Origin of the sequence: Streptomyces sp. NPDC005898 (genome assembly GCF_040629635.1) — a bacterium.
In the GTDB taxonomy this organism is placed as follows: domain Bacteria; phylum Actinomycetota; class Actinomycetes; order Streptomycetales; family Streptomycetaceae; genus Streptomyces.
Map to the genome: position 1 here is coordinate 24,754 of NZ_JBEXWC010000009.1, position 26,601 is coordinate 51,354.

Annotated in this window: 26 protein-coding genes and 2 tRNA genes; 18 read left to right on the forward strand and 10 right to left on the reverse strand. The window is 71.5% G+C overall.

The annotated features are described in order from the left end of the window. The first annotated feature begins 147 nt into the window (after nucleotides 1-147). The 4 genes from ABZ385_RS14750 (at nucleotide 148) to ABZ385_RS14765 (ending at nucleotide 4,085) form a co-directional block, all read left to right on the forward strand. Nucleotides 148-774: a M48 family metallopeptidase gene (locus ABZ385_RS14750; protein WP_358583274.1), complete on the forward strand. Its 627-nt coding sequence runs from the start codon at nucleotides 148-150 to the stop codon at nucleotides 772-774. A gap of 116 nt (nucleotides 775-890) precedes the next feature. Next, the gene (locus tag ABZ385_RS14755) at nucleotides 891-2,621 is read left to right on the forward strand and encodes a TerD family protein (RefSeq protein ID WP_358911585.1); all 1,731 of its coding nucleotides are present in this window, start codon (nucleotides 891-893) and stop codon (nucleotides 2,619-2,621) included. A gap of 11 nt (nucleotides 2,622-2,632) precedes the next feature. Beyond that, nucleotides 2,633-3,313 (forward strand): AIM24 family protein, encoded by a 681-nt coding sequence (locus tag ABZ385_RS14760; RefSeq protein WP_358911587.1) that lies wholly within the window; start codon nucleotides 2,633-2,635, stop codon nucleotides 3,311-3,313. Between the two features lie 16 nt (nucleotides 3,314-3,329). Next, nucleotides 3,330-4,085: an AIM24 family protein gene (locus ABZ385_RS14765; protein ID WP_358583279.1), complete on the forward strand. Its 756-nt coding sequence runs from the start codon at nucleotides 3,330-3,332 to the stop codon at nucleotides 4,083-4,085. A 123-nt stretch (nucleotides 4,086-4,208) separates the two neighbouring features. On the opposite strand, the gene ABZ385_RS14770 is transcribed toward ABZ385_RS14765, so the two are convergent. Together ABZ385_RS14770 and ABZ385_RS14775 are read right to left on the reverse strand one after the other, a co-directional pair. Beyond that, on the reverse strand, nucleotides 4,209-4,742 hold the full coding sequence (locus tag ABZ385_RS14770) for an NUDIX hydrolase (RefSeq protein ID WP_358583280.1): 534 nt from the start codon (nucleotides 4,740-4,742) through the stop codon (nucleotides 4,209-4,211). Then, the gene (locus tag ABZ385_RS14775; RefSeq protein ID WP_358583281.1) at nucleotides 4,739-6,232 is read right to left on the reverse strand and encodes a zinc-dependent metalloprotease; all 1,494 of its coding nucleotides are present in this window, start codon (nucleotides 6,230-6,232) and stop codon (nucleotides 4,739-4,741) included. The genes ABZ385_RS14770 and ABZ385_RS14775 overlap by 4 nt, the downstream gene beginning before the upstream one ends. Before the next feature lie 190 nt (nucleotides 6,233-6,422). Between ABZ385_RS14775 and ABZ385_RS14780 the strand changes: the two genes are divergently transcribed. The 4 genes from ABZ385_RS14780 to ABZ385_RS14795 all read left to right on the forward strand — a co-directional run bounded on the left by ABZ385_RS14780 (nucleotide 6,423) and on the right by ABZ385_RS14795 (nucleotide 9,657). Next, the gene (locus ABZ385_RS14780; RefSeq protein ID WP_358583282.1) at nucleotides 6,423-7,535 is read left to right on the forward strand and encodes an SDR family oxidoreductase; all 1,113 of its coding nucleotides are present in this window, start codon (nucleotides 6,423-6,425) and stop codon (nucleotides 7,533-7,535) included. Nucleotides 7,536-7,664: 129 nt separating this feature from the next. Then, a complete protein-coding gene (locus ABZ385_RS14785) occupies nucleotides 7,665-8,129 on the forward strand; it encodes a molybdenum cofactor biosynthesis protein MoaE (RefSeq protein ID WP_358583283.1) in 465 nt (154 codons plus the stop codon). A 182-nt stretch (nucleotides 8,130-8,311) separates the two neighbouring features. Beyond that, the gene (locus ABZ385_RS14790) at nucleotides 8,312-8,482 is read left to right on the forward strand and encodes a hypothetical protein (RefSeq protein ID WP_219688003.1); all 171 of its coding nucleotides are present in this window, start codon (nucleotides 8,312-8,314) and stop codon (nucleotides 8,480-8,482) included. Between the two features lie 86 nt (nucleotides 8,483-8,568). Next, the gene (locus ABZ385_RS14795) at nucleotides 8,569-9,657 is read left to right on the forward strand and encodes a PDZ domain-containing protein (protein ID WP_358697808.1); all 1,089 of its coding nucleotides are present in this window, start codon (nucleotides 8,569-8,571) and stop codon (nucleotides 9,655-9,657) included. A 96-nt stretch (nucleotides 9,658-9,753) separates the two neighbouring features. Here the strand turns inward: ABZ385_RS14795 and ABZ385_RS14800 are convergent, their stop codons facing one another. Continuing rightward, complete coding sequence (locus ABZ385_RS14800) at nucleotides 9,754-10,293, reverse strand: PPA1309 family protein (RefSeq protein ID WP_358583286.1); 540 nt, start codon at nucleotides 10,291-10,293, stop codon at nucleotides 9,754-9,756. A gap of 145 nt (nucleotides 10,294-10,438) precedes the next feature. Here ABZ385_RS14800 and ABZ385_RS14805 point away from each other — a divergent pair, with 145 nt between their 5' ends. The 4 genes from ABZ385_RS14805 to ABZ385_RS14820 all read left to right on the forward strand — a co-directional run bounded on the left by ABZ385_RS14805 (nucleotide 10,439) and on the right by ABZ385_RS14820 (nucleotide 15,809). Then, nucleotides 10,439-13,441, forward strand: coding sequence for a UPF0182 family protein (locus ABZ385_RS14805; RefSeq protein WP_358583288.1), 3,003 nt, complete (start codon nucleotides 10,439-10,441; stop codon nucleotides 13,439-13,441). A gap of 50 nt (nucleotides 13,442-13,491) precedes the next feature. Beyond that, nucleotides 13,492-13,565, forward strand: a tRNA-Met gene (locus ABZ385_RS14810). A 244-nt stretch (nucleotides 13,566-13,809) separates the two neighbouring features. Next, on the forward strand, nucleotides 13,810-15,660 hold the full coding sequence (locus ABZ385_RS14815) for a sel1 repeat family protein (RefSeq protein WP_358911589.1): 1,851 nt from the start codon (nucleotides 13,810-13,812) through the stop codon (nucleotides 15,658-15,660). A 75-nt stretch (nucleotides 15,661-15,735) separates the two neighbouring features. Beyond that, nucleotides 15,736-15,809, forward strand: a tRNA-Met gene (locus ABZ385_RS14820). Between the two features lie 137 nt (nucleotides 15,810-15,946). Here the strand turns inward: ABZ385_RS14820 and ABZ385_RS14825 are convergent. Further along, entirely contained in the window at nucleotides 15,947-16,363 is a 417-nt protein-coding gene (locus ABZ385_RS14825; protein WP_358698329.1) for a Fur family transcriptional regulator, read from the reverse strand. Nucleotides 16,364-16,541: 178 nt separating this feature from the next. Between ABZ385_RS14825 and ABZ385_RS14830 the strand changes: the two genes are divergently transcribed. Continuing rightward, the gene (locus ABZ385_RS14830) at nucleotides 16,542-17,993 is read left to right on the forward strand and encodes a catalase (protein ID WP_358589004.1); all 1,452 of its coding nucleotides are present in this window, start codon (nucleotides 16,542-16,544) and stop codon (nucleotides 17,991-17,993) included. 88 nt (nucleotides 17,994-18,081) lie between these two features. Here the strand turns inward: ABZ385_RS14830 and ABZ385_RS14835 are convergent, their stop codons facing one another. Beyond that, nucleotides 18,082-18,483, reverse strand: a complete 402-nt coding sequence (locus ABZ385_RS14835) for a CBS domain-containing protein (RefSeq protein ID WP_358589001.1) — start codon at nucleotides 18,481-18,483, stop codon at nucleotides 18,082-18,084. 223 nt (nucleotides 18,484-18,706) lie between these two features. Beyond that, on the reverse strand, nucleotides 18,707-19,507 hold the full coding sequence (gene hisN / locus ABZ385_RS14840; protein WP_358698333.1) for a histidinol-phosphatase: 801 nt from the start codon (nucleotides 19,505-19,507) through the stop codon (nucleotides 18,707-18,709). 143 nt (nucleotides 19,508-19,650) lie between these two features. On the opposite strand from hisN, the gene ABZ385_RS14845 reads away from it, so the two are divergent. Next, nucleotides 19,651-20,256 (forward strand): TetR/AcrR family transcriptional regulator, encoded by a 606-nt coding sequence (locus tag ABZ385_RS14845; protein ID WP_358588997.1) that lies wholly within the window; start codon nucleotides 19,651-19,653, stop codon nucleotides 20,254-20,256. 25 nt (nucleotides 20,257-20,281) lie between these two features. On the opposite strand, the gene ABZ385_RS14850 is transcribed toward ABZ385_RS14845, so the two are convergent. The 4 genes from ABZ385_RS14850 to ABZ385_RS14865 form a co-directional block, all read right to left on the reverse strand. Further along, the gene (locus tag ABZ385_RS14850; protein WP_358588995.1) at nucleotides 20,282-20,605 is read right to left on the reverse strand and encodes a multidrug efflux SMR transporter; all 324 of its coding nucleotides are present in this window, start codon (nucleotides 20,603-20,605) and stop codon (nucleotides 20,282-20,284) included. A gap of 113 nt (nucleotides 20,606-20,718) precedes the next feature. After that, the gene (gene rsgA / locus ABZ385_RS14855) at nucleotides 20,719-21,729 is read right to left on the reverse strand and encodes a ribosome small subunit-dependent GTPase A (RefSeq protein WP_358700418.1); all 1,011 of its coding nucleotides are present in this window, start codon (nucleotides 21,727-21,729) and stop codon (nucleotides 20,719-20,721) included. A gap of 17 nt (nucleotides 21,730-21,746) precedes the next feature. Next, nucleotides 21,747-23,081 (reverse strand): 3-phosphoshikimate 1-carboxyvinyltransferase, encoded by a 1,335-nt coding sequence (gene aroA / locus ABZ385_RS14860; protein WP_358911591.1) that lies wholly within the window; start codon nucleotides 23,079-23,081, stop codon nucleotides 21,747-21,749. 32 nt (nucleotides 23,082-23,113) lie between these two features. Beyond that, nucleotides 23,114-23,836: a M50 family metallopeptidase gene (locus tag ABZ385_RS14865; RefSeq protein ID WP_358911592.1), complete on the reverse strand. Its 723-nt coding sequence runs from the start codon at nucleotides 23,834-23,836 to the stop codon at nucleotides 23,114-23,116. Between the two features lie 49 nt (nucleotides 23,837-23,885). On the opposite strand from ABZ385_RS14865, the gene ABZ385_RS14870 reads away from it, so the two are divergent. From ABZ385_RS14870 to rsrA, 4 genes are all read left to right on the forward strand, one after another. Next, nucleotides 23,886-24,710 carry an SOS response-associated peptidase gene (locus ABZ385_RS14870; RefSeq protein WP_358588990.1) on the forward strand — a complete coding sequence of 275 codons (825 nt, stop codon included), beginning with the start codon at nucleotides 23,886-23,888 and terminating at the stop codon, nucleotides 24,708-24,710. A 1-nt stretch (nucleotide 24,711) separates the two neighbouring features. Beyond that, complete coding sequence (locus ABZ385_RS14875; protein WP_358911594.1) at nucleotides 24,712-25,368, forward strand: alpha/beta family hydrolase; 657 nt, start codon at nucleotides 24,712-24,714, stop codon at nucleotides 25,366-25,368. Between the two features lie 232 nt (nucleotides 25,369-25,600). Continuing rightward, nucleotides 25,601-26,275: an RNA polymerase sigma factor SigR gene (gene sigR, locus ABZ385_RS14880; protein ID WP_030780923.1), complete on the forward strand. Its 675-nt coding sequence runs from the start codon at nucleotides 25,601-25,603 to the stop codon at nucleotides 26,273-26,275. Next, nucleotides 26,272-26,592 carry a mycothiol system anti-sigma-R factor gene (rsrA, locus tag ABZ385_RS14885; protein WP_358588985.1) on the forward strand — a complete coding sequence of 107 codons (321 nt, stop codon included), beginning with the start codon at nucleotides 26,272-26,274 and terminating at the stop codon, nucleotides 26,590-26,592. The genes sigR and rsrA overlap by 4 nt, the downstream gene beginning before the upstream one ends. Nucleotides 26,593-26,601 lie beyond the last annotated feature (9 nt).

Below are 26,601 nucleotides of genomic sequence, written 5' to 3' on the forward strand. Positions count from 1 at the left end.
TCGGCCCAACCGGTCGTCCCGGCCTCGGCCCGAGCAGTCGTCCCGCCCACGCCACCCGTCGCCCCGGGCACATCACCTGGAAGCGGATCGGCGCCGAACCGTCCCGGAGGCGGGACTTCCCCCACGCCCAGCGGGTAACGTCGGGGCGTGCCCGCCGACCCGTCCTCTCGCGTCGCTGGGGAGACCTCAGCGCCTCGCGCCACGACTCCGCAGCGCAGCACGACCACCGGTCCGCCGCCCCCCGGCGCGCCGGCGGACGCGGTCGAGGTCAGACGCAGCGCCCGCCGCCGCAGGACGGTCTCGGCCTACCGGGAGGGCGAGCGCACCGTCGTCCTGATCCCCGCCCGGATGTCCGAGGCGGAGGAGCAGCGCTGGGTCAATGTGATGCTCGACAAGCTCGCGGCGCAGGAGAGCAAGCGCCTGATCGGTGACGCGGAGCTCATCGAGCGCGCCGGGCAGCTGTCCGAGCAGTACTTCGACGGCCGGGCCAGGCCCACCTCCGTTCGCTGGGTCACGAACCAGAACACCCGCTGGGGCTCCTGCACCCCTTCGGAGGGCAGCATCCGCCTCTCGCACCGACTCCAGGGGATGCCGGAGTACGTCGTGGACTACGTCCTCGTCCATGAACTCGCCCACCTTCTGGTCCCCGGCCACGGCCCGGGTTTCTGGCGGCTCCTGGAGGCCTACCCGCGCACGGAGCGGGCCAGGGGCTACCTCGAAGGAGTGGTCGCGGCCGGGCGCCTGCCTCATCCGCCCACCGCGCGCGAGAGGTGAACGTCCGCCCGGTCCGTCGGTTGTGTAGCGGGTCTGTACCGGCTTGGTCCGGTGTCCGACTTTGCGGTTAGCCTGGCGCGACGCATTCACATTCGGGATGGGGGACGGTCGTACGTATGGCCAGGGAATTCCAACGCGGCCACAAGGCCAAGATCAGTGACCTCACCGCAGGGACCGATCTGTACGTGGGTGTGCAGATCTCGGCCCCCGGGCTGACCTTCGACATCAGCTGCTTCGGCCTGGACGCGAGTGAGCGCCTCTCGGACGACCGTTACTTCATCTTCTTCAACCAGCCGAAGTCGCCAGAGGAGTCGATCCAGCTCCTCGGCGCGCAGGCGGGCGACACCGAGTCCTTCCGCGTCACGCTCGACCGCGTCCCGCAGCAGATCCAGCGGCTGTCGTTCACCGCGACCATCGACGGCGCCGGGCAGATGTCCCAGGTCGCCTCCGGATACATCCGCATCGTCGCGGGCGGCGAGGAAGTGGCCCGCTACGCGTTCACCGGCGCGGAGTTCTCCACGGAGCGTGCCGTCATGCTGGGTGACTTCTACCTGAAGGACGTCTGGCGGTTCGCCGCGATCGGCCAGGGCTTCGACGGCGGGCTCGACGCCCTCCTGAAGAACTTCGGCGGCGAGGTCGCCGAGGAGGAGCCCGCCCCCGCGCCGCAGCAGGCCGCCGCGCCCTCCTTCGCGCCCCCCGCGCAGGCCTCGGCGCCGCCCGCGTTCGGTGCCCCCGCCCCCGCGGCACCCGCGCCCGCGGCACCCGCCCCGGCCCCCGCGCAGAACTTCGCGCCGCCCCAGAGCGCCACCCCGCCCCCGCCTCCGGCGCCCGTTCCCGCCGACCCGCCGATGCACGCCGCGCAGACCATCGTGGCCCCCATGCATCAGCCGGCGGCCCCCGCGCCGTACGGCCTGCCCGGTCAGCAGTCGCCGTACGCCCAGCCGGGCCAGCAGCAGCCCCCGCCGTACGGCCAGACGCCGCCCCCGCAGGCTCCCGGTCCCAGCGCACCGCTCCCGCCCGGGTACGGCCAGCAGCCCCAGGCCCAGATGCCTCCGGGGTACGGTCAGCAGCCCGCCGCCCCGATGCCGCCCGGATACGGCCAGCAGCCGCCGAGCGGACAGTTCCCCGGCCCGCCCCAGGCCGCCCAGGTGCCCCAGGGAGCCCCGCAAAGCGCCGCACCCCAGGGCGCCGGTGTGGCCGCCGCCCTCCAGAAGTACCGCGAGGCCCCCACCGGCCAACGCTGGACGCAGCAGAACGAGAAGCTGATCCGCGTCGACCTGGGCGTCGCCGACCAGCCGGTCCTGGCCCGCCAGGGCAGCATGGTGCTCTACCAGGGCAAGGTCGAGTTCGGCTACAAGGGCGCGGGCTTCGCCGGCCGCATCGTGGGCAACGCCACCGGCCAGGAGATGCAGCTCATGCGCTGCTCCGGGCGCGGCCAGGTCTTCCTCGCCGAAGAGGCCAACCACCTGCACCCCATCGAGCTCCAGGGCGATGCGATCTGCGTCTCCGCGGAGAACGTCCTCGCCTTCGACGAGTCCCTCCAGCACGAGGTACGCAGGATCGAGGGCCACGGGATCCCCGGCGGCGCGCTGTTCGTCATGCAGTTCCAGGGCACCGGCACGGTCGTCGTGAAGACCCACGGCGTGCCCGTGGTCCTGCCCGTCACGCCGACGACGTTCGCCGACTGCCACGCCGTCGTCGCCTGGTCGGCCGCCGCTCAGGCGATCGTTTCCAGCCAGGTGCGGATGCGCAGCAACGCTTACGCGGGGTCCACGGGGGAGAGCGTGAATCTCCAGTTCCGTGGCGCCCCCGGCAATTTCATCGTCGTCCAGCCGTACGAGGTCTGAGGGAGCCCGTCATGAATCAGCAGCTCGCGGGCTTCGCCCCCGCACCCGTCGCCGCCCGCATGGAGAATCACGGCCACCACATGCTCAAGGTGGCCATGCAGTCCGGCAACGACCTCTTCGCGCGCGTCGGCTCGATGGTCGCCTACGAGGGGTTCGTGCAGTACGAGCCCAATCCGCCCGCCGTCCGCCAGGTCGCGCGCGAGTGGATGACCGGTGAGGGCGCGCCCTTGATGAAGTGCTCCGGAGACGGCCTGCTCTACCTCGCCGACTACGGAGCGGACGTCGTCGTCGTCAACCTGGCGGGCGACTCCCTCTCGGTGAACGGCACCAACCTCCTCGCCTTCGACGCCTGCCTCCAGTGGGGTGTCGAGCGGGTCAAGGGCCTGGCCAAGTTCGCCGGACAGGGCCTGTGGAACATCAAGATCTCCGGTCAGGGCTGGGTCGCCCTGACCGCCCGCGGCACGCCCCTCGTCGTCGACTGCGGGCGCGGCGAGGACGAGACGTACGTCGACCCCGACGCGCTGATCGCCTGGTCACCGAATCTCAAGGTGAAGGGCAAGCGCAGCTTCAAGGCCGGCTCCCTCATCGGGCGCGGCAGCGGCGAGGCCTACCAGATGGGCTTCTCCGGAGAGGGCATCGTCGTCGTACAGCCCAGCGAGGACAGCACCGACCGTCTCCGAGCACGGGGCTGAGGGGGAGCGACACACCATGCAGAGCCCACTTTTCGCGCACGCCGAGCAGCAGACCCACGAGCGCTACTCCGTCCAGAACCCGCAGCTGCTGCGGGTCGCCCTGGAGGGCCACGACGACGTCCTGGCCCGCAAGGGCGCCATGGTCGCCTACCAGGGGATGATCGAGTTCGACGCCGAGTACCAGAGCCGGGGCAGCCAGCGTGCCCGCGCGCACACCGGTGAGGGCCTGGACCTGATGCGCTGCCACGGTCAGGGCACCGTCTACTTCGCCAACCTCGCCCAGTACATCCACGTGGTGGACGTGGACCAGGACGGCCTGACCGTGGACAGCAGCTATGTCCTCGCGATGGACTCGTCGCTGACCCACCAGGTCATCGCCGTGGACAGCCAGTACGGCATCTCCGGCTCCGGCAAGTACCAGCTCAACATCTCCGGGCGCGGCAAGGTCGCCCTGATGACGTCGGGCCAGCCGCTGATGCTCCAGGTCACGCCCGACCGGTACGTCAACGCCGACGCGGACGCCATCGTCGCCTGGTCCAACGGCCTGCGCGTGCAGATGCAGGCCCAGACCCACTCCTCGGGCGTCTGGCGGCGCCGCGGCAACACGGGCGAGGGCTGGGAGCTGAGCTTCATGGGACAGGGCTACGCGCTCGTCCAGCCCAGCGAGATGCTGCCGCCGCAGAACGCGGTCATCGGGCGGGGCGCCCAGGCGCAGCTCGGGCTGGGCCAGCAAGGTGCCCGGGGGCAGAACCAGGGGAACGTCTGGAGCTGAGCGCTCCGCGTGTTCCGAAGGGGACACCAAAGGGGCGCGGGGAGGGCTGCGGGCCGGTTGTGGCTGGTCGCGCAGTTCCCCGCGCCCCTTTGAGGCGCGTCCCCGAAGGGGCGCATCGACGCTCTACAGGCGTGCCCTCGTCGCCTCCACCAGGCGTACGACGGACTCGTCGGCCACGTCCGCCACCTCGGCGTACGGGAACCAGCGCAGGTCCAGTGACTCGTCGCTGATCGCCTCGACCGCGTCGGCCGGGGCCAGCGCCGCGTACTGCACGTCCAGGTGCCGCGTGCACGGGCCCGGGATCGGGTGGCGGTCCAGGCGCACGGGGCCGCCCGGCAGGAGCGTCAGGCCGGGCACGCCGGACTCCTCCGTGGCCTCCCGCAGCGCGGCCGCGGCCAGCGAGGTGTCGCCGGGCTCGCAGTGGCCGCCCATCTGGAGCCACATCCGCAGCTTCTTGTGCAGGGTCAGCAGCACCCGCCCACGGGTGGGATCGACGACCAGGGCGCTCGCCGTCACATGGCCGGCGGTGCACGCCTTCCACATGCCGTCCTCGCCGTGCGCGGACAGGTGGTCCAGATAGGCCAGGCGCAGCTCGGCCTGGTCGTCCCGGCCCTCGTACTCCTTCAGTACGAGGACCGCGTCGTCGTACAGGCTCACTTGCCGCCGTCCTCCGGGGCCTCGCCGTCGCCCGCGCCCTTCTCGGGGCCCTCGTCCTTCTTGAGGTCCGGCTTCTCGACGTCCGGCCCGGGCGAGGAAGCGCTGCCCGCCGCCTCGCCGAGCATCTTGTCCAGCTCGGAGAAGTCCAGCTGCTCGCGGTGGACGAAACCGTCGGGGTCGTCCAGGTCGGACGCCGTCGGCAGCATGTCCGGGTGCTCCCACAGGCCGTCGCGGCCGTCGACACCGCGCGCGTCCGTGAGCGAGGCCCACAGGCGCGAGGCATCCCGCAGCCGGCGCGGACGCAGCTCCAGGCCGATCAGCGTGGCGAACGTCTGCTCGGCGGGACCACCGCTCGCACGGCGGCGGCGCAGCGTCTCCCGAAGGGCGTCGGCGGACGACAGGCGGGGTTTGGCGGCGGCGTGCACCACGGCGTCCACCCAGCCCTCGACGAGCGCCAGAGCGGTCTCCAGGCGGGCCAGGGCGGCCTTCTGGGCGGGGGTGTCCTCCGGCTGGAACATGCCCTGCTGGAGGGCCTCCTGCAGCTGCTCGGGGTTCTGCGGGTCGAGCTGGCCGACGACGTCCTCCAGCTTGGCCGTGTCGACCTTGATGCCGCGCGCGTACCCCTCGACGGCACCGAAGAGGTGCGAGCGCAGCCACGGGACGTGGGCGAAGAGCCGCTGGTGGGCGGCCTCGCGCAGCGCCAGGTAGAGCCGCACCTCGTCCTTGTCGACGCCGAGGTCCTTGCCGAAGTTCTCGATGTTCACCGGGAGCAGCGCGGCCTTCCCGGCGGGGCCGAGGGGCAGACCGATGTCCGTGGAACCGACGACCTCGCCGGCGAGCACCCCCACGGCCTGGCCGATCTGCTGGCCGAACATGGCGCCGCCCATGGAGCGCATCATGCCGATCAGCGGGCCCGCCATGGCCTGCATCTCCTCGGGCAGCACGTCGCCCATGGCCAGGCCGACGCGCTCGGCGACCGGGTCGACGAGCTCCTTCCACACCGGCAGGGTCGCCTCGACCCACTCGGCGCGGCTCCACGCCACGGCCGTCCCGGACCCGGAGGGCAGCGACGTCGCGTCGTCCAGCCACAGGTCGGCCAGGCGCACGGCCTCCTCGACGGCGGAGCGCTCGGCGGGGCCGACGCTGGCGTCCTTGCTGCCGTCCGCCGTGCCCTGGGAGACGGTCTGGCGGGCGATGTCCTTGGCCATGTCCCAGTTCACCGGGCCGCCCTCGTACGAGAGCATCTGGCCGAGCTGCTGGAAGGCGGCGCCCAGGTCGTTCGGGTTCATGGCACCGAACATCGCGGCGAAGGGGTTGTCCCCGCCGCCCGGGCCGCCCGCGCCGGGGAACGCGAAGCCGAACGGATTTCCGGCGCCTCCGGCCCCCTGCGCCCCGCCCTGGCCCTGTCCGGGGGATTCCTTCTTCCTGCCCTCGTCGCCGTCGTCCGGCTCCTCCGGCGGAAGGCCGAATCCGAATGGGGTGTCACTCACGGGATTCCTCGGCTCGTCAGGCCGCCGGTATCGTCCGGCGGCGGCTGCCCTACAACACCACCCAGCGTAGACACCGTGACGGGTTCGGGCCTCGGTGCTTCGCCGACTGATGGCCTGCGGCAGGATGGATGCCACCTGGTACGTACGCGTCATCCGCTTACGTACTGAAGACAACCGCTGGAGACGCCCGGTGAGTTCCCCAGATCCGCAGGTTCGCGCAGCGCGAAACCCGTCAACCCCGGTGCCCGCCCGTGGGCCCGTCGTCGCCGTCACCGGCGCCGCCTCCGGCGTGGGGGCGCTGCTGACCGAGCGGCTCGCCGCCTCGGAGGAGATCAAGCAGGTCATCGCCATCGACGAGCGCCGAGGCGAGTGCTCGCAGGTCCAGTGGCACATCCTGGATGTGCGCGACCCGGCGATCGCCGAGAAACTGCGCGGGGCGGACGTGGTCGTCCACCTGGCACTCGACCTCGACCTGGAGACCGACGGCGCCGCCCGCACCGCGTACAACGTGCGCGGCACCCAGACCGTCCTGACCGCGGCCGCCGCCGCGGGCGTCCACCGGGTCGTCCTGTGCACCTCGGCGATGGTCTACGGAGCACTGCCCGACAACGAACTGCCCCTCTCCGAAGACGGCGAACTGCGGGCGACCGCAGAGGCCACCGGTGTCGGCGACCTCCTGGAGGTCGAGCGGCTCGCCCGGCGTGCGCCCCGCGCGCACCCGGGCCTGAACGTCACCGTCGTACGCCCCGCGACCCTCGTGGGCGGCACGGACACGGCCCTCACGCGCTACTTCGAGTCGCCGCGCCTGCTGGTCGTGGCCGGTTCCCGGCCGGCCTGGCAGTTCTGCCACGTCGAGGACCTGTGCAGCGCCCTGGAGTACGCCGTCCTGGAGAAGGTCGACGGCGAGCTGGCCGTGGGCTGCGAGGGCTGGCTGGAGCAGGAGGAGGTCGAGGAGCTCAGCGGGATCCGCCGCATGGAGCTGCCCTCGGCGGTCGCGCTCGGCGCCGCCGCCCGGCTGCACCGCATCGGCCTCACCCCGTCCCCGGCCGGCGACCTCGCCTACACGATGTACCCCTGGGTGGTCAGCGTGAGCAGGCTGCACGACGCCGGGTGGCGGCCCCGCTGGACGAACGAAGAGGTGCTCGCGGAGCTGCTCGAAGAGGTCTCCGGGCGGCGGACCGTCGCCGGACGCCGGCTGGGCCGCAAGGACGCCACGGCGGCGGGTGCCGCGGGGGCGACGGTCGCGCTGCTCGGCGCGGCGGCCGTGGTGCGCAGGGCGCGCAAGGCGCGGCGGCGGATCTGAGGGCTCGCCCGGGGGGCCGACGGCGGGTCCGCGCCGCCCGCCGGCTGTAGGGAGGTCCAAGGCGGCACACGCGCGTGCCGGGCGAAAGATCTATTCCGCGATGTCCGTGCCGTGCGGCACCATGGCCGCATGGCACGCACCACGATGGACCACCCCGGCGAGCAGGCCGCCCAGGACCCGATCCGCCTCCTCGCGATCCGTGACACCCCGCTCTCCCTGGACGAGGTATTCCGGGCCGTCGGGGACGACGCGGCGGGCGGCACGGCGCTCTTCGTCGGCACGGTCCGCAACCACGACGGCGGCGCGGACGTCGCCGAGCTCGGCTATTCGACGCACCCCACCGCGGAGGCCGAGATGCGCCGGGTGGCCGAGAGGGTCGTCGCCGCGTTCCCCGTGCGCGCCCTGGCCGCCGTGCACCGTGTGGGCGATCTCGCGGTCGGCGACCTCGCGGTGGTCGTGGCCGTCTCCTGCCCGCACCGCGCGGAGGCCTTCGAGGCCTGCCGCAAGCTCATCGACGACCTCAAGCACGAGGTGCCGATCTGGAAGCACCAGCGGTTCTCCGACGGCAAGGAGGAGTGGGTCGGGGCCTGTTGAGTCCCACCCGGGCCGTCAGGGGCTCGGGGGAGGCGGCCGAGGGGCGCGAGGAGGCGGCAGGGGGGTGATTGACCCATGCGGCTCCGGTTGCGTAACCCGACCCCTGCCGTGAGCGTTGACCCTGCGGATGGTTAATCTGCTGATCAGTCAGTTGCGGTCGCTCATGGGGTCAGGAGGTCGACATGGCATCACTTGCCTGGTTGCTGATTCCGCTTCTGGCGGCCGTCGGTGCGGGTCTGTGGGGCAGCTGGGCCGCCCGCAACCGCAAGTCGGGCCGCACCGGTGATCACACGGAGCTGAACGGCTACGCGGCCTTCCGCGAGGCGATGGAGAAGTCCCGCTCCGGTACGTGACGCGGCCCCCGCGACGGCCCTGGTGGCGCCCCCGTACGGACCGGCCCCCCAGGTGCGCCGACAGGCCCGTCCCGTACTGTCGTTCCATGCCACGCCGCACTGCGACGATGCTCGCCTCCACCCTGATGCTGATCGCGCTGCTCTGCGCCGGAGTGCTCATCAAAGTGCCCTACGCGGAGATGTCCCCGGGCCCCACGGTGAACACGCTCGGTGATCATGACGGCGAGCCGGTGCTGCAGATCTCCGGGCACAAGACGTACCCCACGACCGGCAACCTCAACATGACGACGGTCAGGGTGACCAGCGCCGACTACAAGATGAACCTCGCGGAGGCCGTCTACGGCTGGCTGGCCCACGACAACATCGTGGTGCCGCACGACACGCTCTACCCCGACGGCAAGACCGAGCAGCAGTCCTCCCAGGAGAACGCCGAAGAGTTCAGCGAGTCCCAGGAGAGTGCCAAGGTCGCGGCCCTCAGGGAGCTGCACCTCCCGGTGAAGTCCCAGGTCATCGTCTCGACCGTCGTGAAGGGCGACCCGGCCGAGGGCAAGCTGCACGCGGGCGACGTCATCAAGGAGGTCGACGGCAAGCCCGTGAAGGACAGGACGGACGTCGCCAAGTTCGTCACCGAGCACGACCCCGGCGAGAGCGTCACGTTCACGGTCGTCCCGGTCAAGGAGGCGGCCGCCGCGGAGAAGGCCGACAAGGAGCCGACCCGGACCGAGGACATCAAGATCACGACGAAGAAGGCGGAGGACGCCGACCGCGCCATCGTGGGCATCGAGGCCGGCACCGACCACACCTTCCCGTTCACCATCGACATCAAGCTCGCCGACGTGGGCGGCCCCAGCGCCGGGCTGATGTTCGCGCTCGGCATCGTCGACAAGCTGACGCCCGAGGACCTCACGGGCGGTGAGTTCGTGGCCGGCACCGGCACCATCGACGACCGGGGCAAGGTCGGGCCCATCGGCGGCATCCAGATGAAGACCGTCGGCGCGCGCGCCAAGGGCGCGCAGTACTTCCTGACGCCGAAGGCCAACTGCGCGGCCGCCGCGAGCGACGTCCCGGACGGCCTCACCCTGGTCAAGGTGGACACCATCCACGACGCCGTGCGGGCCCTGAAGAAGATCCGCGAGGGCGACACCGACACCCTGCCGAGCTGCTCCGCGAAGTAGAGCGGCAGAAGCAGAGCGGCAGCGGGGGCGCCCACCGGCACCCCCGCGTGCGTACGAACGTACGAGTGAATGGGCCGCTCTACGCGGTGGGCCCCTCTAGGCGAACGTCGCCGCCAGCGCGTCCGCCAGGCCGGGCACCAGGTCGGAGCCCGTGAGGACCTCGGTCGGCGAGTCCTTCTCGCGCAGCCGCAGCGCCGACTCGCGCGCGCCGTCACGGAGCACCGCGACCGTCATGCGGACCTCCTGGCGGTCGGGGTGCTTGGCCACCCACTTCGCCAGCTGGGCCTCGCTGAGGCCCTCGGGGACGGACGTCTCGGCGGACGGCGGCAGCATCAGGCGCTCCACCGTGAGGGCGCAGCCCGTCACCGCGTCCGGCCAGGCGATGGTGCCGAGGAACTCGTCCAGCGGTTTGTCCGCGGAGATCTCCTCCTGCTCGATGGGGGTGAAACCGGCGTGTTCGACGCCGTCGTCGAGGCCGAGCTGTGAGGCGAGGCCGGGTTCCTGGGTGCGCAGCCGCGCCGTGTCGACGAGCGCGAAGAGGCGGGCGGGCCGGTCCCAGCCGAGGCCGGAGACGTACTCGTCGATCTCGAGCACGGCCCGGGTGAGGGGGCTCGCTGCCATGGGTGTGTTGGACATGGTCACAATCCTGCCTCGTTAGTCCCGAGAATCGGGAACCGAGTAAAGCGTGAGTAAGTTGCATAGGTGTGGGTCCGCGATCTCGGGGGCCTGACGGACCAACGAATCAACAGCGAACTTCGAGGTGCGCACCTTGGCTTTCCAGATGCCGGACCGCGGCGGAGGCCCGTCGGGGCCACGGATCAGAGTGGGCCGACCCTCCCGTCGCGTCCGGACCCTGCTCATGACACTGGGCGTGCTGGCCGTGCTGGCCATGGCCTTCGTCATGTTCTCCGGGTTCTGGACCGACTGGTTGTGGTACCGCTCGGTCCATTACTCATCGGTCTTCACGACGACCCTGTGGACCAAGATCGGCCTCTTCTTCGTCTTCGGCCTCCTCATGGCGGCCGCGGTCGGCGTGAACATCTGGCTGGCGCACCGGCTGCGCCCGCCGCTGAGCGCCATGTCGATGGAGCAGCAGAGTCTCGACCGGTACCGCATGGGCATCGCCCCGTACAAGAAGTGGCTGCTGATCGCGATCACGGCCCTGGTGGGCCTGATCGCGGGCGCGTCCGCGGCGGGACAGTGGCGCACCTGGCTCCTGTGGGTCAACGGTGTGCCCTTCGGCCAGAAGGACCCGCAGTTCCACATGGACGTGGCGTTCTTCGCGTTCGACCTGCCCTGGTACCGCTTCCTGCTGGGCTTCGGCTTCGCGGCCGCGGTGCTCTCCCTGGTCGCCGCCGCCCTGACGCACTACCTGTACGGCGGGCTGCGGATCACCAGCCCCGGCGCGCGGGCGACCGCGGCGGCGACCGGCCACCTCTCGGTGCTGCTCGGCGTCTTCGTCTCCCTCAAGGCCGTCGCGTACTGGCTCGACCGGTACGGCCTCGCGGTGAAGTCCAGCGACTTCAAGGCGACGGGCAACTGGACCGGCCTGAGGTACGTCGACGCGAACGCGTACCTGCCGGCGAAGACGATCCTGTTCTGCATCGCCGTCATCTGCGCCCTGCTCTTCTTCGCGACGCTGTGGCGGCGCACCTGGCAGCTGCCGGTCATCGGTTTCGGCCTGATGGTGCTCTCGGCGATCCTCATCGGCGGGCTCTACCCCGCGATCGTCCAGAAGTTCCAGGTCCAGCCGAACGAGCAGGCCAAGGAAGCGCCGTACATCGAGAAGAACATCGAGGCGACCCGTGACGCCTACGGCATCAACGGGGTGAAGCCCGAGGACTACCGGGGCGCGGGCAAGGTCGACGAGGACCGCCAAAAGAAGCGCGAGAACGCGGACTCGGCGGCCAACTACCGGCTGAACGACCCGAACATCGTCTCGCCCACGTTCCAGCAGCTGGAGCAGGAGCGCAGTTACTACCAGTTCCCGCGGACGCTGGACGTGGACCGCTACAACGGCCAGGACACCATCGTCGGCCTGCGCGAGCTGAACGTGAACAAGCTCGACAAGCGGAACTGGATCAACGACCACTTCGCCTACACCCATGGCTACGGCGTCGTCGCCGCCAAGGGCACGGAGACCAAGAAGGGCTCCAAGGGAGCCCCGGCGTTCACCGAGTCCGGTCTGCCCACCACGGGTGAGATGAAGGACTACGAGCAGCGGATCTACTACGGCGAGAAGACGACCCAGTACTCGATCGTGGGCGGGCCCCAGAAGGAGCTCGACTACGAAGAGGACGGCGGTGGTCAGAAGACCTACAGCTACAAGGGCGACAGCGGGGTCAACCTCTCCAACCCGATCAACCGCGCGGCGTACGCGGTCTCCTTCGGGGAGCCGCAGATCCTGTACTCCGGAGCGATCGGCGAGGGCTCGCGGATCCTGTACAACCGCACGCCCAAGGAGCGCGTCGAGGCGGTGGCCCCCTGGCTGACGATCGACGGCGACGTCTACCCGACGGTGGTCGACGGCCGCATCCAGTGGGTGGTCGACGCCTACACGACCTCCAACGGCTATCCGTACGCCTCGCGCACCACGCTCGGTGACACCACGGCCGACTCCTTGTCGCAGGAGGACAGCCAGCGCACGGTGATCGCCCAGCAGAACCAGGTCAACTACATCCGGAACTCGGTGAAGGCGACCGTCGACGCGTACACCGGCGACGTCAAGCTCTACACCTGGGACGACAAGGACCCGGTCCTGAAGACCTGGAAGAAGGCGTTCCCGGGCACCGTCAAGGACAAGAGCGAGATCCCGCCGGCGCTCAAGGACCACCTGCGCTACCCGCAGGACATGTTCAAGGTGCAGCGCGAGCTCCTCACGCTCTACCACGTCACCGACCCGGGCCAGTTCTACAACGCGAGTGACGCCTGGCAGGTGCCGAACGACCCGACGAAGAAGGACGACAGCGCGGTCCCGCCGTACTACCTGTCCATGAAGGCGCCGGGCCAGAGCCAGCAGCAGTTCGCGCTGACGACGACGTTCACCCCGAGTGAGCGGCCCAACCTACGGGCCTTCATGACGGTCGACGCGGACGCCAGGAGCGAGAACTACGGCCGGATGAAGCTGCTGAGAGTCACGGGCGACGTCGACGGCCCGGAACAGGTGCAGAACAAGCTGAACTCCATGACGGAGGTCGGCAACTTCGTCCGCGACATGAAGGGCGCCGACTCCGACGTCCTCTACGGCAATCTGCTGACCGTGCCACTGGACGACGGCTTCCTGTACGTCGAGCCCGTCTACGTACAGGGCCGCAAGTCGGCGTATCCCCTCCTGAAGAAGGTGGCCGTCTCCTACGGCACCGAGACCGTCTTCGCGGACACCCTGGGCCAGGGCCTGGACCAGGTCTTCGGCGCGGCCGGCGGCACCAAGCCACCGGCCGCGGACCAGGACGGGGACGCGGACGAGCCGACCAAGCCGCCGAAGAAGAACGACCCGACGGTCCAGGCCGCGCTCGACGACGCCCAGAAGGCGTTCGAGGACGGCGAGAAGGCCATGAAGGGCGGCGACTGGAAGAAGTACGGCGAGGCGCAGGACCGCCTCCAGGAGGCACTGGAGCGGGCCGAGGACGCGTCGGCCGCGGCGGCGAAGAAGGACGCCGCCGACGGCACGGACAAGAGCGCGGACAAGAGCGCGGACAAGCCCTCCGACAAGGACGCCGACAAGCCCTCCGACAAGGGTGGGGACAAACCCTCCGACAAGGAGGGCGACCGGAGCGGCGACTAGCGGCTGGTCAAGGAGCCACCTCGCGCCGTGGTACGGTTTGAACACAACGGCGCGGGGTGGAGCAGCTCGGTAGCTCGCTGGGCTCATAACCCAGAGGTCGCAGGTTCAAATCCTGTCCCCGCTACTGCAAGGTGAAGGCCCGGATCCTTACGGATCCGGGCCTTTGTCGTGTGCCGTGCGTGAGGTCCGCCGTGGGTTTGCGGGTGTCCTATGCCGACTCGCGCGAACGGCGCGCTGACGGGGGAGAGTTGGGGTATCTGTGTTTCACTTATCTCTCTGTGGGCATGTCGACAAAACGCCGAAGTGACTTCACTGGCTGTGGGTATACGCGGTATATGCGGTGTACCCAGGTTGCGGGTGGTGCGACGATGGACGTTATGGGGGACAAGGCAACTCTGTTGGATACAGGGCGGTTTGTGCAGGCGGCCGACCGGGAGGAAGATCCCGGGGCGGTCGCCGAAGAGATGCGCCATCGGCTGGCCGCCGAGGCCGGGGATGTCGACGCGATGAGCGTCCTGGGGAGCCTGCTGCTGCGCCGCGGCGATCTGGAGGGGGCCGAGTCCATGCTGCGCGCGGCGACCGCCGAGGGCGACCGCGCCGCCGCCAACAACCTCGGCGTCCTGCTCCACCAGCGCGGCTACGCCGACGAGGCGGCCGGCTGGTGGCGGGTCGCCGCCGTCGCGGGGTCGGCCGCGGCCGCCCACGCGCTCGGCCGCTACCACCGCGAGCGGGGCGACGAGCCCGCCGCCGAGTACTGGCTGCGCCAGTCCGCCGAGCAGGGCCACACCCTGGGGGCGTACGCCCTCGCCGACCTGCTGGAGCACCGCGGGGACGTCGGCGCCGAGCGCTGGCTGCGGGTCGCCGCCGAGCGGGGCCACCGCGAGGCCGCGTACCGCCTGGCCCGTGCGCTGGACCGGCGGGCGGCGGCGGAGCGCGGCGAGCCCATCGAGTGCGGCGAGAGCCCGGTGCGGGCCGGCCGCGCCGCGCGCGAGGGCGGCGGCACGCACACCCCGGCCGGCGAGGCCGAGCAGTGGTACCGCCAGGCCGCCGCGCGCGGCCACCGCAGGGCCGCGCTGCACCTCGGCGCGATCCTGGAGCACCGCGGCGAGCTGAAGGAGGCCGGCCGCTGGTACCTGAACTCGGCCAAGGACGGCGAGTCCAGGGCGGCCTGCGCCCTCGGCTTCCTGCTGCGGGACGCGGGCGACGAGGAGAGCGCCGCCGTGTGGTGGCTCAAGGCCGCCCAGGACGGTGACGGCAACGCCGCGAACGCGCTGGGCGCGCTGCACGCCGAGCGCGGCGAGACCCAGACCGCCGAGCGCTGGTACCGCGCCGCGATGGACGCGGGCGACGTGAACGGCGCGTACAACCTCGGGCTGCTCTGCGCCGAGCAGGGCCGGACCTCGCAGGCCGACCAGTGGTACCGCCGCGCCGCGTACGCGGGCCACCGCGAGGCCGCCAACGCGCTGGCCGTGCTGCTGCTCCAGGGCGGGGACGCGGCCGGCGCCGAGCCGTGGTTCTCCAAGGCCGCCGAGGCGGGCAGCGTCGACGCGGCCTTCAACCTCGGGATCCTGTACGCGAGCCGCGGCGACGCGGCCTCCGCCCTGCGCTGGTACGAGCGCGCGGCCGCCGCCGGGCACACCGACGCGGCCCTCCAGGTCGGCACCGCACGGCTGCGCGAGGGCGACGAGCAGGAGGCCGAACGGCATCTGCGGTGCGCGGCCGGGGGCGGCAGCGCGGAGGCGGCGTACCGGCTCGGGACGCTGCTCGACGCGCGTCGCGCCGCCGCGGCACCGCCCGCCCTCGGCGAGTCGGCGGCGCGGAAGACCGAGTGCGAGGAGTGGTACGAGCGCGCGGCCGAGCAGGGCCACCGGCGCGCCCAGGTCCGGGTCGGCATGCTGGCCGCCGGCCGGGGCGACGTCGTCGAGGCGGCGCGCTGGTACCGCAAGGCCGCCGAGGCCGGCAGCCGCAACGGTGCCTTCAACCTCGGGCTGCTCCTGGCCCGCGAGGGCAGCGAGCCCGAGGCCGCCCTGTGGTGGACGCGGGCCGCCGACGCCGGGCACGGCAGGGCGGCGCTGCGGCTCGCCCTGCTGTACGCCCGGCGCGGGCAGCTGGCGCAGGGGCAGCGCTGGGCCTCGCGGGCCGTGGAGCTCGGCCCCGCGGAGGTCGCGGAGCGGGCGGGCCGGCTGCGCGAGGCGCTGCGGCAGGAGCTGTCCGCCTAGAGAATCCCGGGGCCACCCCGCCCCCGGAACGGATTTGCGCTGGTCGCAGGCCTGCCGTACTGTTGAGTTCATCGACGCGGGGTGGAGCAGCTCGGTAGCTCGCTGGGCTCATAACCCAGAGGTCGCAGGTTCAAATCCTGTCCCCGCTACTGAAGACCGAAGGCCCGGAATCCCAGGATTCCGGGCCTTCGGTGTTTTCCGGGAGCGTGCGCCGACCCGGGGCGAGACGAAGGGCCCGGCACCGAGAGGTGCCGGGCCCTTCGTGCAACGTGGAACGCGGGAGGGCTCAGGCCGTCGCGCAGTCCGGGCAGACGCCCCGGTAGGTGACCTCCACGCCCTCGACCGTGAAGCCGAAGCGCTCCGAGTCGGGGAGGCTGGTCAGCGGATTGCCCGTGGGGTGCACGTCCCGGATGGCGCCGCAGCGGGCGCACACCAGGTGGTGGTGGGGCCGGTGGGCGTTCGGGTCGTAGCGCTTCGCGCGGCGGTCCGTGGCCACTTCCAGGACCTCGCCGAGACTCACCAGCTCGCCCAGGGTGTTGTAGACCGTCGCCCGGGAGATCTCGGGCAGCTTGTCCGTGGCGCGGGCGTGCACCTCGTCGGCCGTGAGGTGGACGTGCTCCCCGTCGAGCACCTCGGCCACGACGCGCCGCTGCGCTGTCATGCGCCAGCCGCGTCCGCGCAGTCGTTCCAACAGGTCACTCATGAAAACCAGCCTAACAGGCAGGGGAGCCAGTCCCGAACGGGTGTGACTTTGGATGTTCACTTGACTTAGACAAAGTCTATCGTAGGATCAATTACGACGTTGGTCAGAGGGCAGGCATTGGCCAAGGGATAGAAACCCGCAGGGACCACCCGCAGGGTTGATGACGCAGGAGGCGCACGTGACGCAGGGACCGCTCACCACGGAGGCCGGCGCGCCGGTGGCCGACAACCAGAACAGCGAGACGGCGGGCGTCGGCGGGCCGGTTCTGGTGCAGGACCAGCTGCTGCTGGAGAAGCTCGCCCACTTCAACCGCGAGCGGATACCGGAGCGCGTGGTGCACGCACGCGGTGCGGGCGCCTACGGCACCTTCACCCTCACCCGTGACGTCTCGCAGTGGACGCGGGCGAAGTTCCTCTCCGAGGTCGGCAAGCAGACGGAGACGTTCCTGCGCTTCTCCACCGTGGCCGGCAACCTCGGCTCGGCCGACGCCGTGCGCGACCCCCGCGGCTGGGCGCTGAAGTTCTACACCGAAGAGGGCAACTACGACCTCGTCGGCAACAACACCCCGGTCTTCTTCATCAGGGACGCCATCAAGTTCCCCGACTTCATCCACACCCAGAAGCGCGACCCCTACACGGGCTCGCAGGAGGCGGACAACGTCTGGGACTTCTGGGGGCTCAGCCCCGAGAGCACCCACCAGGTGACCTGGCTCTTCGGCGACCGGGGCATCCCCGCCTCGTACCGCCACATGGACGGCTTCGGCTCGCACACGTTCCAGTGGAACAACGAGGCGGGCGAGGTCTTCTGGGTCAAGTACCACTTCAAGACCGACCAGGGCATCAAGAACCTCACCCAGGCCGAGGCCGATCGGCTCGCCGGTGCGGACCCCGACTCCCACCAGCGCGACCTGCGCGAGGCCATCGAGCGGGGCGAGTACCCGTCGTGGACCGTGGGCGTGCAGGTCATGCCGGCGGCGGAGGCAGAGACGTACCGCTTCAACCCGTTCGACCTCACCAAGGTGTGGCCGCACGCGGACCACCCGGTCATCGAGATCGGCAAGCTGGAGCTCAACCGCAACCCGGAGAACGTCTTCGCCGAGGTCGAGCAGGCCATCTTCAGCCCCGCCCACTTCGTGCCGGGCATCGGCCCCTCGCCGGACAAGATGCTCCAGGGCCGCCTCTTCGCGTACGGCGACGCCCACCGCTACCGCGTCGGCATCAACGCCGACCACCTGCCGGTGAACCGCCCGCACGCCGCCGAGGCGCGCACCCACTCCCGCGACGGCTTCCTGTACGACGGCCGTCACAAGGGCGCGAAGAACTACGAGCCGAACAGCTTCGGCGGGCCGCACCAGACCGACCGCCCGCTGTGGCAGCCGGTCCCGGTGACCGGCGTGACCGGTGATCAGGCCGCTCCGATCCACTCCGAGGACAACGACTTCGTGCAGGCGGGCAACCTCTACCGCCTGATGACCGAGGACGAGAAGAACCGGCTGGTCGAGAACTTGTCGGGCTTCATCGCCAAGGTCTCGCGCGACGACATCGCCGAGCGCGCGATCAACAACTTCCGCCAGGCGGACGCCGACTTCGGCAAGCGGCTGGAGGCCGCGGTCCAGGCCCTGCGCGGCTGACCGGTCCCCTTGCCGGGGCATGACGGCGGGCCGGATCCCTTCGGGGACCGGCCCGCCGCCGTTTTCTCAGGCCGTCACCCGCTGCCGCTCAGGCCGTCACCCGCGCCGCCGCGCGCCGCACCGGCGCCCAGCAGCGGATGATGTCGCGGACCGAGACGATGCCCGCGGGCTCGCCCGCGTCCAGGACGATCAGGTGCCGGAAGCCGCCGTGCGCCATGGCGTCCGCCGCCTCCTCCAGGGTCCACGCGGGGCTCGCGAAGACGACGTCGGTCGTGGTGTGCGTACCGGTGATCTCGGTGTCCGGGCTCTGGTCGCGGGCCAGGGAGTTGAGGATGTCGCGCTCGGTCAGGATGCCGAGCCCGCAGGTGTCGGGGTCGAGGACGACGGCGGCGCCGACGCGGCGCGCCGACATCAGCCTGGCCGCCTGGCGCAGGGTGTGGGTGGGGCCGATGGTCAGGACCACCGTGCTCATGGCGTCGCGGACGTGCATGGGCGTGAGCCACCTCCTTGGTGAATCCAAGGTCTCCCGGTGGGCGAAGGATTGCCTCCGCTCCCGGCTCGGAGAAAGGATTCACAAGTGCACAAGAGTGGGGACTCTCAATGTGGCAGGCGCAGCGGGGGCCAACAAGAGGGCGTGCGTGGTCAGTTCGGGGCATCCGGGCAGAACGCCCGTGGTACGTCCGAACGGCAGTGCCGATTCGGCTCCGTACGGCTCAGTACCGCTGGTTGAGATAGCCCAGCAGTTCGTCGTGCAGCAGGCCGTTCGACGCCGCCGCGTTGCCGCTGTGCGGGCCCGGCCGGCCGTCGAGGCCGGTGAAGCTGCCGCCCGCCTCCGTCACCACGATCGCGTTCGCCGCCATGTCCCACAGGGACAGCTCCGGCTCCGCGCAGATGTCGACCGCGCCCTCCGCCACCATCATGTACGGCCAGAAGTCGCCGTAGGCACGGGTGCGCCACACCGCCCGGGTGAGGTCCATGAACCCGTCGAGGCGGCCCTCCTCCTCCCACCCGGAGAGCGAGGAGTAGGCGAAAGAGGCGTCCGAGAGCCGCGAGACCTTCGACACGTGCAGCCGGGTCGCCGAGGTGAGGCTGCGCCCCGTGTACGCGCCGCCGCCCTTCGCCGCCCACCAGCGGCGGCCGAGCGCGGGCGCGGAGACCACGCCGACGACGGGCTCGTAGCCGCCCTCGCCCGCCTCCATCAGGGAGATGAGCGTGGCCCACACGGGCACACCGCGTACGTAGTTCTTGGTGCCGTCGATCGGGTCGATCACCCAGCGGCGCGGGCCCGTGCCCTCGATGCCGTACTCCTCGCCGAGGATCGCGTCGCGCGGCCTCGCGCGCTGCAGCTGGGAGCGGATCAGCTCCTCGGCCGCCTTGTCGGCCTCGCTCACCGGCGTCATGTCCGGCTTGGTCTCGACCTTGAGGTCGAGGGCCTTGAACCGGTCCATGGTCTGGGCGTCGGCGGCGTCCGCGAGGACATGGGCGAGACGCAGATCATCGTGGTAGTCGGGCATGGGTGAACAGTATCGAGCCCGGTCCAGGCGGGCCACAGCGCCCGATCCGGCCCGCTCGCGCGGGCTCGCGCCGGAGCTCTTGACAGTGCCCGCGAGCGCGTCAACGCTGGCAGCCGGAGCCGCTTCGACCCGGGGAGGCGGGGATGCCCGCAGCACGGGAATCCTTACTGGACGCGGCCTTCACGGCGCTCGCCCGCAGACCGTGGCCGGGGGTGCGCATGGTCGAGGTCGCGGCGGTCGCCGGGGTGTCCCGGCAGACCCTCTACAACGAGTTCGGCAGCAAGGACGGTCTCGCCCGCGCCCTCCTGCGCCGCGAGACCGACGGCTATCTGCACGGCGTCGAACGCGCGCTCGCCGAGGAGCGCGAACCGGCCGACCGCCTGGCCGCCGTCGCCGCCTGGACGGTGGGCGCCGCGCGCGGCAACGCGCTCGTGCGGGCCGCGCTCACCGGCTGCTGGAGCGATCGGCTGCCCACGCCGAGCAGGGCCCCCGGGGCCGCGTCGCCGGTGCCCGCGCAACGCCGCGCGGACGCCGGGGTGCCCTCGGCGGCGGAGCTGCTGGCGCTGGTGCGCGACCGCGCGGTGACCGCGCTCGGCGGCCGGGGCAGGCCACGGGACCCGGACCTCGCCCTCGCCTGCGAGAGCGCCGTCCGCCTCGCCCTGTCGTACGTGGTCGCGCCCGCCCGCGACGACGACGACCCCGCGGAGGTGGTCCGCGGGGCCATAGGGCGCTGGGTCGCCGCCAGGTGAGCGCCCGGTGGCGCCGGGCGGGCCGTCAGTGCGCGGAGCCGGACAGCTGGAGCCCGATCACGCCGATGATGACGAAGGAGATCGAGACGATCTTGAGCGTGGAGACCAGGTCACCGAGGAAGATCATGCCGTAGATCGCGGTGCCCGCGGCGCCGATGCCCGTCCACACCGCGTAGGCGGGTCCGACGTCGAGCTTCCTCAGCGCCAGGGTGAGCAGGCCGAAGCTGCCGAGTGCGAAGCAGGCGAACGCGATCGTCGGCCAGAGCCGGGTGAAGCCGTGCGACAGCTTCAGACAGACCGCGAAGCCGGTTTCGAGAAACCCCGCCACGATGACCAGCAGCCACGCCATGTCCCTGCCTCCCGCACTCGTCCACGTCGCCGCGGCCGCTTCCGTCCGGCTCGATCCGGCCTGGTGCGAGTATGCATCTACCTGGCGCCGCGCAGCCGCAAACACCGGCCGGGTCAGTCGTCCTCGCGCCGCTCGCGCGTGGCCAGCAGCCGGCGCAGGGAGTACAGGCGCTGCGGATCGGCGTGCCCGTCGGCGACCCAGGCGTCCAGCGCGCAGTCCTTCTCGTCGTGGCTGCAGCCGCGCGGGCAGCCCTCCGTCCCGGGCTCCAGATCGGGGAAGGCGAGGATGACGCGCGACGGGTCGACGTGGTTGAGCCCGAACGAGCGCACGCCCGGGGTGTCGATCACCCATCCACCCACCTCCGCCAGCGGCAGCGCGAGCGCGGAGGTGGTGGTGTGCCTGCCGCGGCCCGTGACCGCGTTGACGTGCCCGGTCGTGCGCCGCTGTGCCTCGGGCACCAGCGCGTTGACCAGCGTCGTCTTGCCCACCCCGGAGTGCCCGACGAAGGCGGTGACCTTGCCGTCGAGCAGCTCGTGCACCCGCGCCAGCTCGGCGCCGTCGGTGAACTCCTCGCGGCTGGTGACCACGTAGGGGATGTCGAGGGTGGAGTACGTCTCCAGGAGCTTGTCGGCGGAGGCCAGATCCGACTTGGTCAGCACGAGGATCGGTTCGAGCCCGCCGTCGTACGCGGCCACGACGCACCGGTCGATCAGGCGCGGGCGCGGCTCGGGGTCGGCGAGGGCGGTGACGATGGCGAGCTGGTCGGCGTTGGCGACGACCACCCGCTCGTAGGGGTCGTCGTCGTCGGCGGTGCGCCGCAGGACGGAGGTGCGCTCCGCGATCCGCACGATCCGCGCGAGGGTGTCCTTCTTCCCGGACAGGTCCCCGACGACCGCGACCCTGTCACCCACCACGGCGGCCTTGCGGCCCAGCTCGCGGGCCTTCATGGCCATCACGACCCGGTCGTCGACCAGCACGGTGAGGCGGCCCCGGTCGACGGTGAGGACCATGCCCTCGGCGGCGTCCTCGTGCTTGGGCCTGATGTGGGTGCGGGGGCGGTTGCCCTTGCGGTTGGGGCGGACGCGGATGTCGTCCTCGTCGGGGTTCTTGCCGTAGCGGCGCATGGTCGTCGTACCGCCCGTCAGCCGTTCCCGAGCATGGTCGTCCACAGGTCGGGGAAGTCCGGCAGGGTCTTCGCCGTCGTCGCGACGTTCTCGATCCGTACGCCCTCCACCGCGAGGCCGATGATCGAGCCGGCGGTCGCCATGCGGTGGTCGTCGTAGGTGTGGAAGACGCCGCCGTGCAGCGGGCGCGGCCGGATGTGCAGGCCGTCGGCGGTCTCGGTGACGTCGCCGCCGAGTTCGTTGATCTCCTTGGTGAGCGCGGCCAGGCGGTCCGTCTCGTGCAGGCGCAGGTGGGCGACGCCGCGCAGCGTGGAGGGGGAGTCGGCGAGGGCCGCGACCGCCGCGATGCCGGGGGTCAGCTCGCCGACCTCGCCGAGGTCGACGTCCAGGCCGTGGATCGAGCCGGAGCCGGTGAACACCAGGCCCTGCTCGGTCAGTTCGCAGGAGCCGCCCATCTCCGTGAAGATCTCGCGCAGCGCGTCGCCGGGCTGCGTGGTGTGCGCGGGCCAGTCGGGGATGGTCACCGTGCCGCCCGTGACCAGGGCCGCGGCGAGGAACGGCTGGGCGTTGGAGAGGTCCGGCTCGATGGTCAGATCGCGGCCGAGCAGCGCGCCGGGGGTCACCCGCCACACGTTGGGCTCGCCGCCCGCCTCCGGGGTGTCCACCTGCGCGCCGGCCGAGCGGAGCATGTCGACGGTCATGCGGATGTGCGGCATGGAGGGCAGCGCGCCGCCCACGTGACGCACCTCCACGCCCTGGTTGAAGCGCGGGCCCGACAGCAGCAGGGCGCTCACGAACTGGGAGGACGACGAGGCGTCGATCTCGACCGGGCCGCCGTCCAGGGCGCCGCCGCCGTGCACGGTCAGCGGCAGCGCGCCGCGGCCGTCGTCGTCGATCCGGGCGCCGAGCACCCGCAGGGCGTCGATCACACCGGTCAGCGGCCGCTCGTAGGACCGGGGATCGCCGTCGAAGCGGATCGGGCCGTCGGCGAGGGCGGCGACGGGGGGCAGGAAGCGCATGACCGTGCCGGCGTTGCCGACGTCGACCGTGGCCGGGCCGTGCAGGCCCGAGGGGATCACGCGCCAGGCCTCGCCACAGCCGCCCGCGGCGGAGGAGCTGGAGGACACCGTCTCCTCGATGCCGACGCCCATCGCGCGCAGGGCGCCCGCCATCAGCAGCGTGTCGCGGGAGCGCAGCGGGCGGCGCAGCCAGCCCGGCTCGGCGGCGAGCGCGGCCAGCACGAGCGCGCGGTTGGTGACCGATTTCGAACCGGGTACGTGGACCGTCGCGGTGACGGCTCCGCTTGCGAGCGGGGCTGGCCAGAGGGCGGTGTGCGCCGGGGTTTCGGTCATGCCCTCACTTTAGTGGCTGCCGCGGACCCCGCTCAGACGCCGAGGAGCCAGCGCGCCCCTCCCATCAGGCAACAGAGCGAGACGGCGTGGAAGAGGAAGAGCCACATCCCGGCGGGCACGTGGGTGAGCCGAGCGAGCTGGTCCGCGTCCGAGTCGCCCGCGCCGCCGTGCCGGCGCTTGGCCTGCAGCTCGAAGGCGGGGCGCACACCGCCGAGGAGCAGGAACCACACCACCGCGTACGCGAAGGCCGCCTGGACGTCGGTGTCCGCCAGCCAGGAGACGAGCAGGAAGGTGCCGCCGGTCAGGACCACCGTCAGGGCGCCGTACGCGTTGCGGATCATCACCAGCATCACGACGAGCAGCGCGGTGGCGATCCACAGCAGCGCCGTGATGCGCCCAGAGGAGAGCAGCGCCGCGCCGCCGAGGCCGAGCAGCGGGGGAGCGGTGTAGCCCGCCGCCGCGGTGAGGATCATGCCGAGGCCCGTGGGCCTGCCGCGCGAGACGGTCAGGCCCGAGGTGTCGGAGTGCAGCCGGATGCCGTCGAGGCGGCGCCCGGTGAGCAGCGCGACCAAGCCGTGACCGCCCTCGTGCGCGATGGTGACGGCGTTGCGGGCCAGGCGCCATGGGCCGTGCGGCACGACGACGGCGAGGGCCACCAGAGCGGCCCCGATCACCAGCCACTGCTCGGGCGCGGGCTGCGTGCCGAAGACGCGGTCCCAGAGGGCGGCCAGGCTGGCGTTGGCGGTGCTTTCCATTGCGGGAACGGGCTCCTCTGGGGGATCGGGTCGTGGCAGTCTGGCACGTATGTGCGGACGGTATGCATCGAGTCGTGGGCCCGCGGATCTCGCGGGGATCTTCGAGATCGAGAAGTGGCACCCCGATGAGGAGGGGGAGGAGTTGGCCCCCGATTACAACGTGGCCCCCACCAAAGAGGTCTACGCGGTGCTCGACCGCCCCCTGAAAGACGCCGAGGACCCGGCTCCGGTTCGCCAGCTGCGTACGCTCAAGTGGGGCCTCGTCCCCTCCTGGTCCAAGACGCCCGAGGGCGGCGCCCGGATGATCAACGCCCGCGCCGAGACCGTGCACGAGAAGCCCGCCTACCGCCGCGCCTTCGCCGCCCGCCGCTGCGTGCTGCCCGCCGACGGCTATTACGAGTGGCTGACCGCGCCCGAGGAGCGGCGGCTGGAGGTCGAGGGCAAGAAGAAGCGGCCCCGCAAGCAGCCCTACTTCGTGACCCCCGCCGACGGTTCCGTCTTCGCCATGGCGGGCCTCTACGAGTTCTGGCGGGACAAGACCCTGCCCGACGAGCACCCCCTGGCCTGGTGGGTGACCTGCACGGTGATCACCACGGAGGCCGAGACCACGCCGCTGGCCGTCGCCCCCGACGAGGGTCCGCGCTCGCTCGCCGACATCCACCCGCGCATGCCGCTGATGCTGACGCCCGACCGCTGGGACGCCTGGCTCGACCCGTCCCGCACCGACGTGGAGGACCTGCGTCCCCTCCTGGAGCCGCCCCCGCCCGGCCTGATGCGGGCCTACCCCGTCTCCACGGCGGTCAGCAACGTACGCAACAACGGACCGGAGCTGCTGAAGGAGCTGGACGGCCCCGAAGAGGGCACACTCTTCTGACGTGACGCACGAAACACACCCGCCCCGGCGCGAGACCGTCGAGACCGACGCCGGCGAGGCGCGGATCACCTGGCACCCGGCGAAGGGCGGGCCCCGCCTCCTGCTGGCCCTCGGCCACGGCGCCGGCGGCGGCATCGAGGCCCGCGACCTGGTGGCCCTCGCCGCCGCGCTGCCCGCGCACGGCGTGAGCGTCGCCCTCGTCGAGCAGCCCTGGCGGGTCGCCGGCAAGAAGCTGGCGCCCGCCCCCAAGACGCTGGACGTCGGCTGGCGGGGCGTCTGGCCCGCACTGGAGAAGCGGGGGCTCCCGGTGATCTCCGGCGGCCGCAGCGCGGGCGCCCGCGTGGCCTGCCGCACGGCCGCCGAGCTGGGCGCCGCCGCCGTGCTCGCCCTCAGCTTCCCCCTGCACCCGCCGGGCAGGCCCGAGAAGTCCCGCGCCGACGAGCTGCTCGGCGCCGGGGTGCCCACCCTGGTCGTCCAGGGCGGGAACGACCCCTTCGGCAGGCCCGCCGAGTTCCCTGACGGCGCGTACGACATGGCGGAAGTGCCGTACGGCGATCACGGTTTCGCGGTGCCGAAGAAGGCGGAGACGACCCAGGAGGAGGCCGTGGCCCTCATCACGGGCGCCGTCACGCGGTGGGCGGGAATGTTGGACGCGTGACCTCTGTTGTCGCGAACAGACGGTGAACACCGTCGCAGACGTGTTGGTACGAGAGGGAGTCCGCCGCATGGGTTCGACCATCTGCCCGAACCGCTCCAGCGCCGCTGACCTGGAGTGGACGGTCTTGAGCGCACCCAAAAACGCAACTATTCGGGCGGCGCGCGGAGCGGATCGTCGTCTATCCTCCGATTCGAGTGGGGCTGCTTTCGGCCTCACCACGTCGTTGGAGGAGGTGGGTCCGGTCACAGGGACCGACGCAGGGACCGAGCACGGCCAGGCGGAGCGCCCCGAAGAGGGCTCTGAGACGGCCGCGGAGCGCACGGCCCGTTTCGAGCGGGACGCGCTGACGTTCCTCGACCAGATGTACTCCGCCGCGCTGCGCATGACCCGCAACCCGGCGGACGCGGAGGACCTGGTCCAGGAGACCTACGCCAAGGCGTACGCGTCGTTCCACCAGTTCCGCGAGGGCACCAATCTCAAGGCGTGGCTGTACCGCATCCTCACGAACACCTTCATCAACTCCTACCGCAAGAAGCAGCGCGAGCCCCAGCGCAGCGCCGCCGAGGAGATCGAGGACTGGCAGCTCGCGCGCGCCGAGTCGCACATGTCCACCGGTCTGCGCTCCGCCGAGTCGCAGGCGCTGGACCACCTGCCCGACTCGGACGTGAAGCAGGCCCTCCAGGCGATTCCCGAGGAATTCCGCATCGCCGTCTATCTGGCCGATGTAGAGGGCTTTGCGTACAAGGAGATCGCGGACATCATGGGGACACCCATCGGTACGGTGATGTCCCGGCTGCACCGCGGCCGACGCCAACTGCGCGGCATGCTGGAGGACTACGCCCGTGAGCGCGGGCTCGTCCCGGCCGGCGCCGGCGAGTCGAACGGAACGAAAGGCTCGGGCTCATGAGCTGCGGAGAGCCGCACGAGACTGACTGCAGTGAAGTCCTGGACCATCTCTATGAGTTCCTGGACCACGAGATGCCGGACAGCGACTGCACCAAGTTCGAGACGCACTTCGAGGAGTGCTCGCCGTGCCTGGAGAAGTACGGTCTGGAGCAGGCGGTGAAGAAGCTGGTCAAGCGGTGCTGCGGCCAGGACGACGTCCCGATCGACCTGCGGGCCAAGGTCATGGGGCGCATCGACCTCATCCGCTCCGGACAGGCCGTGCCCGACCAGGACGTCAGCCAGGACACCGCACCGGGAGTGCGGGCCTCGGAGGCGTGAAACACCGCA

Coding starts and splice junctions, on each gene's coding strand:
- ABZ385_RS14755 (WP_358911585.1), top strand. CDS start 891: ATGGCCAGGGAATTCCAACGCGGCCACAAGGCCAAGATCAGTGACCTC.
- ABZ385_RS14760 (WP_358911587.1), top strand. CDS start 2,633: ATGAATCAGCAGCTCGCGGGCTTCGCCCCCGCACCCGTCGCCGCCCGC.
- ABZ385_RS14765 (WP_358583279.1), top strand. CDS start 3,330: ATGCAGAGCCCACTTTTCGCGCACGCCGAGCAGCAGACCCACGAGCGC.
- ABZ385_RS14785 (WP_358583283.1), top strand. CDS start 7,665: ATGGCACGCACCACGATGGACCACCCCGGCGAGCAGGCCGCCCAGGAC.
- ABZ385_RS14790 (WP_219688003.1), top strand. CDS start 8,312: ATGGCATCACTTGCCTGGTTGCTGATTCCGCTTCTGGCGGCCGTCGGT.
- ABZ385_RS14795 (WP_358697808.1), top strand. CDS start 8,569: ATGCCACGCCGCACTGCGACGATGCTCGCCTCCACCCTGATGCTGATC.
- ABZ385_RS14800 (WP_358583286.1), bottom strand. CDS start 10,293: ATGTCCAACACACCCATGGCAGCGAGCCCCCTCACCCGGGCCGTGCTC.
- ABZ385_RS14805 (WP_358583288.1), top strand. CDS start 10,439: ATGCCGGACCGCGGCGGAGGCCCGTCGGGGCCACGGATCAGAGTGGGC.
- ABZ385_RS14815 (WP_358911589.1), top strand. CDS start 13,810: ATGGACGTTATGGGGGACAAGGCAACTCTGTTGGATACAGGGCGGTTT.
- ABZ385_RS14825 (WP_358698329.1), bottom strand. CDS start 16,363: ATGAGTGACCTGTTGGAACGACTGCGCGGACGCGGCTGGCGCATGACA.
- ABZ385_RS14835 (WP_358589001.1), bottom strand. CDS start 18,483: ATGCACGTCCGCGACGCCATGAGCACGGTGGTCCTGACCATCGGCCCC.
- hisN (WP_358698333.1), bottom strand. CDS start 19,507: ATGCCCGACTACCACGATGATCTGCGTCTCGCCCATGTCCTCGCGGAC.
- ABZ385_RS14845 (WP_358588997.1), top strand. CDS start 19,651: ATGCCCGCAGCACGGGAATCCTTACTGGACGCGGCCTTCACGGCGCTC.
- ABZ385_RS14850 (WP_358588995.1), bottom strand. CDS start 20,605: ATGGCGTGGCTGCTGGTCATCGTGGCGGGGTTTCTCGAAACCGGCTTC.
- rsgA (WP_358700418.1), bottom strand. CDS start 21,729: ATGCGCCGCTACGGCAAGAACCCCGACGAGGACGACATCCGCGTCCGC.
- aroA (WP_358911591.1), bottom strand. CDS start 23,081: ATGACCGAAACCCCGGCGCACACCGCCCTCTGGCCAGCCCCGCTCGCA.
- ABZ385_RS14865 (WP_358911592.1), bottom strand. CDS start 23,836: ATGGAAAGCACCGCCAACGCCAGCCTGGCCGCCCTCTGGGACCGCGTC.
- ABZ385_RS14870 (WP_358588990.1), top strand. CDS start 23,886: ATGTGCGGACGGTATGCATCGAGTCGTGGGCCCGCGGATCTCGCGGGG.
- rsrA (WP_358588985.1), top strand. CDS start 26,272: ATGAGCTGCGGAGAGCCGCACGAGACTGACTGCAGTGAAGTCCTGGAC.